The organism is Streptococcus sp. V913, from assembly GCF_054353455.1.
Map to the genome: position 1 here is coordinate 271,355 of NZ_JBTHHX010000002.1, position 12,601 is coordinate 283,955.

The following is a 12,601-nucleotide window of genomic DNA, read 5'->3' on the forward strand; positions in this document are numbered from 1 at the left end:
AAGGAGTTGCCTATGAATTATCTTGTTATTTCACCCTACTATCCACAAAACTTTCAACAGTTTACCATCGAGCTAGCTAATAAAGGCATCACAGTCTTGGGTATTGGTCAGGAGCCTTATGAGCAACTGGATGAGCCTCTGCGCAATAGCCTGACCGAGTATTTCCGTGTAGACAATCTTGAAAATATAGACGAAGTCAAACGCGCGGTTGCTTTTCTTATTTACAAACACGGACCAATCGACCGCATCGAATCGCACAATGAATACTGGTTAGAGCTGGATGCAGCCCTTCGTGAGCAATTCAATGTTTTTGGTGCCAAACCAGATGACCTCAAAAAGACCAAGTTTAAGTCTGAAATGAAAAAACATTTCCAAAAGGCAGGAGTACCTGTTGTTCCAGGAGCAGTGATTAAAACAGAGACCGATGTAGCTCAGGCTGTGGAGGAGATCGGTTTACCATTGATTGCCAAACCTGATAATGGGGTGGGGGCGGCAGCAACCTTTAAGCTGGAAAGTCAGGAAGATGTGGACCGGTTCAAGCAAGAATGGGATCATTCGACCGCTTATTTCTTTGAGAAATTTGTCACTTCTAGCGAAATCTGTACCTTTGACGGACTTGTGGACAAGGATGGTAATATCGTCTTTTCAACGACTTTTGACTACGCCCATACACCACTTGATCTCATGATTTATAAGATGGACAATTCCTACTATGTGCTTAAGGATATGGATCCCAAACTGCGCAAGTATGGCGAGGCCATCGTCAAAGAATTTGGAATGAGAGAACGCTTTTTCCATATCGAGTTCTTCCGCGACGGGGACGACTACATTGCCATTGAGTACAATAACCGTCCTGCAGGTGGCTTTACCATTGATGTTTATAACTTTGCTCACTCTTTGGACCTCTATCGTGGCTATGCAGCTATTGTCGCAGGAGAAGAGTTCCCAGCATCAGAGTTTGAACCACAATACTGTTTAGCTACATCACGTCGTGCCAATGCAAACTATGTCTATTCAGAAGAAGACTTGCTTGCTAAGTACAGCCAGCAATTCAAGGTCAAAAAAATCATGCCAGCAGCCTTTGCAGAGCTACAAGGGGACTACCTTTATATGCTGACCACTCCGAGTCGCCAAGAGATGGAGCAGATGATTGTAGACTTTGGTAAGCGTCAAGAATAACGATTAGGACAAAAGGAGTTTGACTCCTTTTGTCCTTTTCTTAAAGATAAGTTAAATAAAGCGTTTTCCAGAGATTCTTTTAGAAAATCTGTTGCTAAAAGGCCTAAAAATTGATAGAATAAGGATTGTCTAAAAAAATTGAAGGAGAATCTATCAAATGGATTTTACATGGGCTATTAAATATGCCACTGAATTCTTGGGAACTGCTATTTTGGTCATTCTTGGTAATGGTGCAGTTGCTAACGTTGAACTTAAAGGTACGAAAGGTCACCAAAGTGGCTGGCTCGTTATCGCGGTTGGTTACGGTATGGGGGTTATGATCCCAGCCTTGATGTTTGGTAATGTATCTGGTAACCACATCAACCCAGCCTTCACACTAGGACTTGCTGTGAGTGGACTTTTCCCTTGGGAACAAGTGCCATTCTACATCCTAGCACAAGTTTTGGGAGCGATTTTTGGTCAAGCTATGGTTGTGGCAACTCATCGTCCTTACTACTTGAAAACAGAAAATCCAAATAATATCTTGGGAACTTTCTCAACTATTTCTAATGTTGACCAAGGTACAAAAGAATCACGTTTCGCAGCAAGTGTAAATGGTTTTATCAATGAGTTTGTCGGCTCGTTTATTCTGTTCTTTGCAGCCCTAGGAATGACTAAAAACTTTTTTGGTGCAGAAGTAATGCAATACATGAAGCAAATGGCAACGCAGGCTAATCAAACAGTTGACTTCTCTGAATTAGCTATCAAAGCTCAAATAGCACCACACACAGCGGCAGGTCTTTCAGTAGCTCATTTAGGACTTGGTTTCCTAGTAATGGCCTTGGTAACTTCACTCGGTGGACCTACTGGACCTGGTTTGAACCCGGCTCGTGACTTTGGACCACGTCTTCTTCACGAACTCCTTCCAAAATCAGTGCTTGGTCAACACAAGGGTGATTCAAAATGGTGGTATGCATGGGTTCCGGTTGTAGCTCCAATTGCAGCGGGAATTGCAGCAGTAGCACTATTCAAACTACTTTACCTATAAGAAATGAAACTGGGGAATCCCAGTTTTTTTCTTGTAAAATTTCTAAATAAAATAGATATGGCTTGTAAAATATTCGAAAATCCTTTAAAATAAAAGAGTTGGAGGAATTTATGAATGTGAATGAGATTGTTCGGATCGTTCCGACTTTGAAAGTTAATAATCGAAAATTAAATGAAAGATTTTACATTGAAACTCTGGGGATGAAACCTTTGCTGGAAGAGTCTGCCTTTCTTTCATTAGGCGACCAGACGGGTACGGAGAAATTGATTTTAGAAGAGGCTCCAAGCATGCGAACTCGCAGAGTTGAAGGGCTTAAAAAGCTAGCCAGACTATTAATAAAGGTTGAAAATCCTTCTGAAATCGAGGCCCTTCTTTCTCAAATGAAGTCTCTTCCTCGTCTATTTAAAGGAAACCGTGGATATGCTTTTGAGATTGTCTCTCCTGAAGAGGATGTGATTCTTGTTCATGCGGAAAATGATGTAAGAGATTTGGTTCCACTGGAAACTGTTCCTGAATTTTATTCAAATACAGGTATAAAATACTTGAGTCAATTTGAAGTTTCCGTTGAACTCCGTCTGCCTGAGGACAGGGAGAGTTTACTAGATTCAGAATTGGCGACTAATGCCATTACCTTTACTCAAGGGCATGGTCCAGATTTGGCTGTTGAAAACAATGTTACCTGGGACTTGTCTATGCTGAAATTTTTGGTAAAGGATCTAGAGTTGACTGGTCTTCGTCAGAAATTTGAAGGCACAGACTATTTTATTCCAAAGTCTGAAAAATTCTTCCTTGGTAAGGATACCAATAACATCGAATTGTGGTTTGAAGAAGCATGAAGTGGACAAAAATTCTAAAAAAAATAGAAGATCAAATCGAGGCAGGGGTCTATCCCGGAGCCTCTTTTGCGTATTTTAAGGATGGAGAATGGAGAGAATCTTTCCTAGGATTGAGTGATCCTGAGAAAGGTTTGAAAACAGATTTAGGGCTAGTCTATGACTTAGCCAGTGTGAGTAAGGTTGTGGGAGTGGGGACGGTTCTAATCTTCTTGTGGCAACAGGGGAAACTAGACATCGATCGACCAGTGACGGATTTTTTTCCTGAATGCGATTACCCAGATATCACTATACGACAGCTTCTGACCCATGCTACAGACTTAGACCCCTTTATTCCTGATCGTGACCTCTTGACAGCTCCTGAATTGAAAGAAGCTATGTTTCACCTCAACAGACGAGATCAGCCTGCTTTTCTATACTCGGATGTTCACTTTTTACTCTTAGGTTTTCTTTTGGAAAAAGTCTTTAATCAAGATCTGAATCAGATTATAAAAGAGCAAGTTTTGGAACCATGGGGAATGAAAGAAACGATGTTTGGCCCTGTTGAGCGAGCTGTACCAACAGTCAGGGGAGTAGAGGCAGGCAATATTCACGACCCCAAAGCTCGTCTTTTGGGCAAACACGCTGGAAGTGCTGGTTTGTTTTCGACTGTTAAGGATTTACAGATCTTTCTGGAACATTACTTGAAAGATGAGTTTGCTGTAGATTTGAGCCGAAATTTTTCTCCTTTAGATGATAAGGAGCGTTCCCTAGCCTGGAATCTGGAAGGAGCTTGGCTCGACCATACGGGTTATACAGGTACCTTTATTATGTGGAATCGGGAGAAGCAGGAAGCTGCCATCTTTCTGTCCAATCGAACGTATGAAAAGGATGAGCGTGCCAAGTGGATAGTCGATCGAAATCAAGTGATGGAAATGATTCGTCAAGAGGAGTAGGGAGAAGCATGTCAAAAACCGTAAAAGGAACTCTGTATACAGTAGTGGCAGGGATTGCTTGGGGCTTGTCTGGAACCAGTGGTCAATACCTGATGGCACACGGGATCTCTGCTCTAGTCTTGACCAATTTGCGACTTATCATTGCAGGTTTGGCACTGGAAGTCTTATCCTATATGACTGCAAAGGATAAACTCTATGCTTTTTTAAAAGACAGAAAAAGCCTTTTATCTCTGCTGTTGTTTGCCCTGTTTGGACTTTTCTTAAACCAGTTTGCCTATCTTTCTGCCATTCAGGAAACCAATGCTGGCACGGCGACAGTTCTCCAGTATGTATGCCCCGTTGGGATCTTGGTTTATACTTGTATCAAGGACAAGGTGGCGCCTACTCTGGCTGAGATTATTTCGATTGGTTTAGCAATTGGAGGAACGTTTCTTATCGCGACGCATGGGGAACTTGACCAGTTGTCTGTCACACCTGCTGGTCTTTTCTGGGGCCTCTTTTCTGCCCTAACCTATGCCCTCTATATCATCCTTCCCATTGCTTTGATTAAGAAGTGGGGCAGTATTTTGGTGATTGGTGTCGGGATGGTTATTTCTGGTGTAGTGGCTATTCCTTTCACAGGAGTTTTACAGGCCAGCATACCGACTAGCTTAGATTTTCTCTTTGCATTTGCTGGGATTATCATCATTGGAACGGTCTTTGCCTATACAGCTTTTCTAAAAGGAGCTAGTCTGATAGGCCCTGTTAAGTCTAGTTTATTAGCTTCTATAGAGCCAATTTCAGCCGTTTTCTTTGCCTTTCTGATTATGGAGGAACAGTTTTATGCGATTGATTTTGTCGGTATGGCCATGATTTTACTAGCCGTGACCATTATTTCTTTGAAAGATTTACTGCTGGAAAATAAAGAGTAAGTAATAAAAAATCCACTCAATCGAGTGGATTTTTTGTGTATGGATGATTAGTCTTTATTTTCGTGTGGCAAAATCAAGTTCAAGATAATTCCTGTCATAGCTGATAGAGCAGTACCTGAAAGTGTAACGGGACCAAGTTTGAGGATAGCCCCACCAAGTCCAAGCACCAACATGGCACTTGCGATGATGAGGTTACGCATTTGACTGAAGTCAACGCGCTCTTTAATCAAAACTTTCAAACCGTTGCTGGCGATAACTCCGTAGAGAAGGATGGACATGCCACCAAGCACAGCATTTGGAATGGTTGAAATCAAGGCAGTGAATTTACCAAGGAAGCTAAGAGCAATGGCGATGAAGGCCGCGTTACGGATAACAGAGACAGAAGCGATACGAGTCATCCCGATAACCCCTGTATTTTCGCCGTAAGTCGTATTAGCTGGTCCACCGAGGAAGGCTGATACAGATGTCGCGATACCGTCACCGAGAAGAGTACGGTGAAGTCCTGGTTCTTTCAGGAATTGACGGCTACAGATTTGGCTCAAAACTGTGTGGTCTCCGATGTGTTCTGAAATTGTTACGATAGCGATAGGCAAGATTGCGATTGTTTCAGGACCGAAGTACAAGTTGTACTCTTTAAAGGCTCCACCTGTACTAAATGGCAAGTAGAAACCAGGAATTTCAAACCAGTTAGCTTGAAGGACTGGGGTAAAGTCAACCAAACCAAGCATCATAGCGAAGATATAACCACCAATGATGGCAAAGAGGAAAGGAATGATACGGAGGAACCCTTTTCCTTTTGTATTGATAAAAGCTGCAATAAGGAATGTAACAACAGCTACAAGGGCATTTTTCCAGTTTCCATCTGCTACAAGTCCAGCATTCGTTACAGCTGAACCAGCAAGTCCGAGACCGATAACGATAATCATAGGTCCGATAATAATTGGTGGCAAGAGTTTGTCAATCCATTTCGTACCTGCAAAACGAACACTTGCTGCTACAAGGACATAGACCAAACCAGTCAGGATAACTCCAGTTTGAGCGGCAGATACATCGCCCCCCATTTCTTTCATGGCTAGAGACATAGCCGTGATAAAGGCGAATGAAGAACCTAGATAAACTGGAACCTTAAAGCCAGTAGAAATCATGTAGATAAGTGTTCCAATACCAGATGCAAAGAGGGCAACGGATACAGGCATTCCCAAAATTAAGGGAACGAGAATGGTTGCACCAAACATGGCAAATACGTGCTGGAAGCTGAGAAGAATACCTTTACCAGCAGAAGGACGTTGATCAACGTCTAGTAACAAGTCAACAGTTGATTCCTGTTTCATAAAAACCTCACTTTTGGGCACCAAAAAAGAGCCCATTATTTTATAGCAATAGGCCCTCAGAGTAAGACTTTTTAAAAAATAGTTATCTTTTAAAAATTTATATAAATCTGCGCCTTCGTCACCTCACAGGATGACATTAAAAACCTTTGCTTAGGATAGTATAGCAGAAAAAATTCGTTTTGTAAACGAATTTTTCCCGAGCCTGGAAATGGGAGAGCGAGGTCCGTTTTGTAAACGAATTTTTCCCGAGCCCAGAAATAATAAAGCGAGGCTGATTTTGTAAATCATTTTTTTACTAAAAAAATTAAAGTGGGCGTTTGTTTGGCATGCCTGCCTTTCTTGGGTACTTGTTAGGTGTTTCTTTTTTCTTTTCGACGACTGTTATGTAGCGCGGATCTCCATTTGGCAGGGCATAGTTGAGGTTGTCCTCTACCTTGCTAAAGAGGAGGTTGAGAGCGTTCTTGGCTTCTAACAATTCCTCAGGAGCATTGCTGGCCTTGAGCGCCAGTAGTTTTCCACCAACTTTAAGGTAGGGAATGGTCAACTCAGATAAGACTTGCATACGGGCAACTGCACGAGCTGTCACCATATCAAACTGGGCACGGAAGTTCTTGTCTTGAGCAAAGTCTTCTGCCCGTCCATGGTAGAAGTGAACGCCTTCCAAATCCAGCTCTTGAGCCAATAGTTGGAGGAAGTTGATGCGCTTATTTAGCGAATCAATGATGGTCACATCTAACTGAGGATAGAGGATTTTCATAGGAAGGCTTGGAAATCCTGCTCCAGCCCCGATATCAAGAAGTTTGATAGTTTCATTTGAAATCAAACCTTGCAGAATAGGTGCAATCGAATCATAAAAGTGCTTAAGGTAGACTTCTTCTTTATCCGTAATAGCGGTCAAATTAATCTTCTCATTCCACTCGACCAAGAGTTCAAAATACCGTTCAAATTGGTTCTTTTGCTGGTCAGAAAGTGGAAGATTTTGCTCAGCTAGTAGGCTGTAAAATGTTTCTGGTTTCATAGTAGTTTCCTTCTCTAGTATCATCTTATTTTACCATATTCATTAAAATTTTGATATACTGGTAGTAATCTAAAAGCAGAAAGGAATAAGATTATGACTTGGATTATTCTTGGAGTTTTGGCTCTGATTGTTATTTTTGTGATTGTTAGCTATAACGGTTTGGTTAAAAATCGTATGCAGACCAAGGAGGCTTGGAGCCAGATCGATGTTCAGTTGAAGCGTCGTAATGATCTCCTCCCTAACTTGGTTGAAACAGTCAAAGGCTATGCCAAATATGAAGGTTCTACCTTGGAAAAGGTGACAGAACTTCGTAGACAGGTAGCCGCAGCAACTTCACCAGCTGAAGTGATGAAGGCCAGTGATGCCCTTACACGCCAGATTTCTGGTATCTTTGCAGTAGCAGAGAATTACCCAGACTTGAAAGCTAGCGCTAACTTTATCAAGCTACAAGAAGAGTTGACCAATACAGAAAATAAAATCTCCTACTCACGCCAACTCTACAACAGTGTTGTCAGCAACTACAATGTAAAAATTGAAACTTTCCCAAGTAATATCATCGCAGGACTATTTGGCTTTAAAGCTGCAGACTTCCTTCAAACACCTGAAGAGGAAAAGGCAGTTCCTAAAGTTGACTTTAGTGGTTTAGGTGACTAAGATGTTGTTTGATCAAATTGCGAGCAATAAACGAAAAACCTGGATTTTGTTGCTGGTTTTCTTCTTACTCTTAGCCTTGGTTGGTTATGCGGTTGGCTATCTCTTTATGCGTTCAGGTCTTGGGGGTATGATAATTGCCTTGATTATCGGTCTTATCTACGCTCTGACCATGATCTTTCAATCGACAGAGATTGTCATGTCTATGAATGGGGCGCGTGAGGTTGATGAGCAAACAGCACCAGACCTCTACCATGTAGTGGAAGATATGGCCATGGTCGCTCAGATTCCCATGCCACGTGTTTTCATCATTGAGGATTCTTCTTTAAATGCCTTTGCAACAGGTTCCAACCCGCAGAATGCAGCAGTCGCAGCAACGTCGGGTCTTCTGGCTATCATGAATCGTGAGGAGCTAGAAGCTGTTATGGGTCATGAAGTCAGTCATATCCGAAACTACGATATCCGCATTTCGACCATTGCTGTCGCCCTCGCCAGTGCCATTACCCTTCTGTCTAGTATGGCAGGACGGATGATGTGGTGGGGAGGCGCTGGTCGCAGACGGAGTGATAATGATCGTGATGGAAATGGTTTGGAGATTATCATGCTTGTTATCTCGCTTTTAGCCATTGTTCTAGCACCTCTCGCTGCAACCTTGGTGCAATTAGCCATTTCTCGTCAGAGGGAATTTCTGGTGGATGCATCCAGTGTGGAGCTGACTCGCAATCCTCAAGGGATGATCAATGCACTGCGCAAGTTGGACAATAGCGAGCCAATGCATCACCATGTCGATGATGCCAGCAGCGCTCTTTATATCAATGATCCCAAGAAAGGTGGCGGACTTCAAAAACTATTTTACACCCACCCACCTATCTCAGAACGAATCGAACGCTTGAAACGCATGTAAAAAAATCCAGAGGTCGTCTCTGGATTTTTGCTATGTTCAACATTTATAAATCTTGTAAATCAACAACTTCCAAGCCCTGTTCTGTTAAACGATAGAGTATCGTACAGACTTCTTTTAAGAAACGTCTGTCATGTGAAACAGTGATCAGACCGCCTGGATAGGAGGCAAAGAGTTTTCTGATTTCGGGTTGAGAAGTGGGAGAAAAATTTCTTGTCGGCTCATCCAGAAGGAGAAAATTTGGTTTGCGCAACACTAAATCTAAAAGTAGGAGTTTACCCTGTTGCCCACCAGATAAGGAGCGAATTTGGTGCTGCATCTCTGGATAGCTGAAATTGAGACTGGCTAGGTGAGATTGGATTTTCTGTAGTTCCTCTTTTTCCCCAGTTTGGCTGAGATAGGCTACTGGAGATAAATCTAATTGCAGTTTTTTGTGGTAATCTTGTGGCATAAAACCAAGGGAAATTTCTCTTTTGACGCTGAGCAGTTGCTGCAACTTGACTAACATAGTTGATTTTCCAACACCATTTGGCCCGATGATACCGATTTTATCTTGGCCACGGACCGTTAGTCGTAACTCCTGAGCTAAAACGCGCTGGCCAATGGATAAATTTTCTTTTTCCAGTTGGATTAATACTTTAGAAGCCGGTAATGGTTGGATGTCTGAAAAGAAAAGTTCGATTTGTTCCTCGTCAAGCGGCTTTTGGGTCATGGACTGGGCTTCCTTTTCAAAGCGTTTTTCTTGAGAGAGTACATTTTTCATCTTTTTAGCCAATAGGCGCCCAACAGTACTGTTTCTGGTAGCTCAAAGTGCAGTTTCTACATTTTGCTTAACTCGGCGATGTTTTTCCATGGTTTTGTCATAGGCTCGTTGGTCGTTAGCAGCTTGCTGACTTTGTCTTGCAAAACTAGCCTTTCTCTGCTCACTATAGAGATCATAGTCTAAATGCTCGACTAGCGTTTCTGCTTCTTTCCGGTGCTTGACCAGTCGCAAGTGGACAATAGTATCTGCCGTTTGAGAAAGAAAGTCTTCATCGTGGGAAATGAAAATAACAGTTTGCCTGGTTTTTTGAATCTGACTTTTTAGCCAATCAACCGTCTCAAGGTCTAGGTCATTTGAAGGTTCATCTAAAAATAGAATCTCAAAAGGCTTTGCTAACTCGTGGATGAGCTGAATTTTCAAAGCTTCGCCACCTGATAGACTGCCAATTTCTTGGTCGCTAGCAAAACGGTCGCTATCAAAGTGCAACTCCTCCGCCAAACGATAAAGAATGCTGTAGTCTAAATCAGCAGAATCCAAAAAGAAGTAATCGTGTAGAGTTCTACTTTTTAGCTCCTCAGGTAACTTTTGAGGAATGTAGGCCAGTGACTGAAGGTCAGACTGGATGACTCCCTTGATAGTGAAATCAGGCAATGCTTCCCCCATTAAAGCTCGTAGTAAGGTTGATTTGCCATTTCCTTCTTCACCAATAATAGCAACCTTTTCTCCGTCTTGGATAGTCATGGTTAGGTCAGATACAAGATCTCGTAGATCTTTGTTTTGTGTGATGGTTAGATGATTGATTTTTATCATATTGTCGCCCTTTCTAGAATGTCCATAGTGCATAACAAAAAGCTCTACTTTACCTAGTAGAGCCCAAAGTCACTGTCAAAACTCTATTATCTTCGTTGAAAAACTCGTCAAACTAGCTTGGAGTTGCCTAACCCAACCCAAGAGGAGAATAGCTTTCTAGTTTTTTGAATTTCAATGGGGACAAGATACTAGAAAATCTAGTATAAAAAGAGCACACAAAAAGAGACAAAAACAAGATCTACTAAATAAAGGTTCTTTATTTGATAGACTTAGTTGTTCATGTCTCCCTTACCTCCGAGTATTAGTACCTCTATCCTATACTTTTCAGGAAATTTTGTCAATAGAAAACAGGAAATTCTAGTTTTTATACTCAATGAAAATCAAAGGGCAAACTAGGAAGCGATCCAAAGACTGCTCAAAGCACAGCTTTGAGGTTGCAGATAGAGCTGACGAAGTCAGTAACCCATACTAACGGCAAGGCGAAACTGACGTGGTTTGAAGAGATTTTCGAAAAGTATCAGAATCCGAAAACAGGTCCATAGAGAGTCAGTACGTGTTTGACATGTTCGTAGTGGAACTTGTCATAGTTGCGCCAAGCAGCACGAGCTTGATCATTCAGTTTTAGGCTACCCAGTCCAATCAGTAGACTGGTACGTTGGTAAAATTTCTCAAGGTCGATTAAGATACTGTTGTCAATCTTTTCCGCTTTTTTTAGTTCCTTAAGAGTGGTGTTCAGCAGTTCTTGTAGACGAAAATCATCGGCTGTACCTTGTTTGCAATTTTGGAAACTTTGATTTAACTCGGAAAGTAGTTGGTAAGCTTCAGTGATGAGTGCTTTGTCTTCCATATGAGCATCCTCCTTGCTCTGATGTATTCTTGCCTATAGTATAGCACTAATCAGAAAATATGCCATAGTAAATATGTTAAAAAATGAAATTTTAATATCAAAGTTTGGGAGGCTGACTTATAGCCTTTTCATGGTATAATCAAGTGAGTACATCTTTATGGAGGAAATATGAAGTTACATATTCAAGAAATTAGTAAGCAGCCTGAAGGTCTACACTTTGAACAAGCTTTAGACCTGGCAGCAGACTTGCGTAAACGAAATCAAGAAATTTTAGATGTCAAAGATATCCTTGCTGTTGGGAAGGTGCAGTACGAAGACCGTCTGTATTTCTTAGACTATCAGTTGTCATATACCATTGTTCTTGCTTCAAGTCGTAGTATGGAGCCAGTTGAGTTAGATGAATCTTATCCAGTCACAGAAGTTTTCATGGAAGGAGAGACCAACCAACTGGACCAGGAAGTTCTAGACGATGACTTAGTCTTGCCTATCGAAAATGGGGAAATTGACCTTGCTGAGAGCGTAGCAGATAATATTCTGCTCAATATTCCTATCAAAGTCTTGACGGCAGAAGAAGAGGCGGGCCAAGGTTTTGTGTCAGGAAATGACTGGCAAATCATGACTGAGGAAGAATACCAAGCCCAACAAGCAGTCAAGAAAGAAGAAAACAGTCCATTTGCTGGCTTGCAAGGACTATTTAATGGAGACGAGTAGATGGTTTTATCCAAGAAACGTGCCCGTCATGTCATAGAGGAAATCATTGCCCTTTTTCCAGATGCTAAGCCTAGTCTTGATTTTACCAATCATTTTGAACTCTTGGTTGCGGTGATGTTGTCAGCTCAGACGACAGATGCAGCGGTAAATAAGGCCACACCAGGTCTCTTCGCTGCCTTTCCAACACCACAAGCCATGTCTGTCGCGACTGAAAGTGAAATTGCTTCACACATTTCTCGTCTGGGACTGTATCGAAATAAGGCTAAATTCCTTAAAAAATGTGCCCAACAGTTACTAGACGATTTTGATGGTCAAGTGCCTCAGACTCGAGAGGAATTAGAAAGTCTAGCTGGTGTTGGTCGTAAAACAGCAAATGTAGTATTGAGTGTGGGCTTTGGAATTCCTGCTTTTGCAGTGGACACTCATGTGGAGCGTATCTGTAAGCATCACGATATCGTTAAAAAATCAGCTACGCCACTTGAAGTAGAAAAACGTGTCATGGACGTTCTGCCACCAGAAGAATGGTTAGCAGCCCACCAGGCCATGATTTACTTTGGACGAGCTATCTGTCATCCTAAAAATCCAGAATGTGACCACTATCCCCAGTTATATGATTTTAGCAATGTTTAAGCGGACTCTGAAAAAGTTTTTGCTTGATTTTAAGGGTGCTTTGTGCTATAGTAA

The 12,601-nt window shown here is 41.9% G+C and carries 12 protein-coding genes and 1 pseudogene; 9 read left to right on the forward strand and 4 right to left on the reverse strand.

Annotated features, from left to right (window positions below):
* Positions 1–12: 12 nt before the first annotated feature.
* From ACXYSL_RS05255 to ACXYSL_RS05275, 5 genes are all read left to right on the forward strand, one after another.
* Positions 13–1,179 carry an ATP-grasp domain-containing protein gene (locus ACXYSL_RS05255; protein ID WP_458624168.1) on the forward strand — a complete coding sequence of 389 codons (1,167 nt, stop codon included), beginning with the start codon at positions 13–15 and terminating at the stop codon, positions 1,177–1,179.
* 157 nt (positions 1,180–1,336) lie between these two features.
* Entirely contained in the window at positions 1,337–2,206 is an 870-nt protein-coding gene (gla, locus tag ACXYSL_RS05260; RefSeq protein WP_458624169.1) for an aquaglyceroporin Gla, read from the forward strand.
* A gap of 110 nt (positions 2,207–2,316) precedes the next feature.
* Positions 2,317–3,042, forward strand: coding sequence for a CppA N-terminal domain-containing protein (locus ACXYSL_RS05265; RefSeq protein WP_458624170.1), 726 nt, complete (start codon positions 2,317–2,319; stop codon positions 3,040–3,042).
* Positions 3,039–3,974 carry a serine hydrolase domain-containing protein gene (locus ACXYSL_RS05270; RefSeq protein WP_458624171.1) on the forward strand — a complete coding sequence of 312 codons (936 nt, stop codon included), beginning with the start codon at positions 3,039–3,041 and terminating at the stop codon, positions 3,972–3,974. The genes ACXYSL_RS05265 and ACXYSL_RS05270 overlap by 4 nt, the downstream gene beginning before the upstream one ends.
* 8 nt (positions 3,975–3,982) lie before the next feature.
* Positions 3,983–4,885, forward strand: coding sequence for a DMT family transporter (locus ACXYSL_RS05275; RefSeq protein ID WP_458624172.1), 903 nt, complete (start codon positions 3,983–3,985; stop codon positions 4,883–4,885).
* A 47-nt stretch (positions 4,886–4,932) separates the two neighbouring features.
* Here the strand turns inward: ACXYSL_RS05275 and ACXYSL_RS05280 are convergent, their stop codons facing one another.
* On the reverse strand, positions 4,933–6,216 hold the full coding sequence (locus tag ACXYSL_RS05280) for a uracil-xanthine permease family protein (protein ID WP_458624173.1): 1,284 nt from the start codon (positions 6,214–6,216) through the stop codon (positions 4,933–4,935).
* 304 nt (positions 6,217–6,520) lie between these two features.
* The gene (gene rsmG, locus ACXYSL_RS05285) at positions 6,521–7,234 is read right to left on the reverse strand and encodes a 16S rRNA (guanine(527)-N(7))-methyltransferase RsmG (RefSeq protein ID WP_195215528.1); all 714 of its coding nucleotides are present in this window, start codon (positions 7,232–7,234) and stop codon (positions 6,521–6,523) included.
* Between the two features lie 93 nt (positions 7,235–7,327).
* Between rsmG and ACXYSL_RS05290 the strand changes: the two genes are divergently transcribed.
* Entirely contained in the window at positions 7,328–7,888 is a 561-nt protein-coding gene (locus tag ACXYSL_RS05290) for a LemA family protein (protein ID WP_458624174.1), read from the forward strand.
* Between the two features lies 1 nt (position 7,889).
* A complete protein-coding gene (htpX, locus tag ACXYSL_RS05295; protein ID WP_458624175.1) occupies positions 7,890–8,789 on the forward strand; it encodes a zinc metalloprotease HtpX in 900 nt (299 codons plus the stop codon).
* 43 nt (positions 8,790–8,832) lie between these two features.
* Here htpX and ACXYSL_RS05300 read toward each other — a convergent pair.
* Both ACXYSL_RS05300 and ACXYSL_RS05305 read right to left on the reverse strand, forming a co-directional pair.
* Positions 8,833–10,392 (reverse strand): annotated as a pseudogene (locus tag ACXYSL_RS05300) (ATP-binding cassette domain-containing protein).
* Between the two features lie 484 nt (positions 10,393–10,876).
* The gene (locus ACXYSL_RS05305; RefSeq protein WP_109289815.1) at positions 10,877–11,206 is read right to left on the reverse strand and encodes a helicase BlpT; all 330 of its coding nucleotides are present in this window, start codon (positions 11,204–11,206) and stop codon (positions 10,877–10,879) included.
* Between the two features lie 168 nt (positions 11,207–11,374).
* Here ACXYSL_RS05305 and ACXYSL_RS05310 point away from each other — a divergent pair, with 168 nt between their 5' ends.
* Both ACXYSL_RS05310 and nth read left to right on the forward strand, forming a co-directional pair.
* On the forward strand, positions 11,375–11,917 hold the full coding sequence (locus tag ACXYSL_RS05310) for a YceD family protein (protein ID WP_007521511.1): 543 nt from the start codon (positions 11,375–11,377) through the stop codon (positions 11,915–11,917).
* A complete protein-coding gene (gene nth, locus ACXYSL_RS05315) occupies positions 11,918–12,547 on the forward strand; it encodes an endonuclease III (RefSeq protein ID WP_000244435.1) in 630 nt (209 codons plus the stop codon).
* Positions 12,548–12,601: the final 54 nt, after the last annotated feature.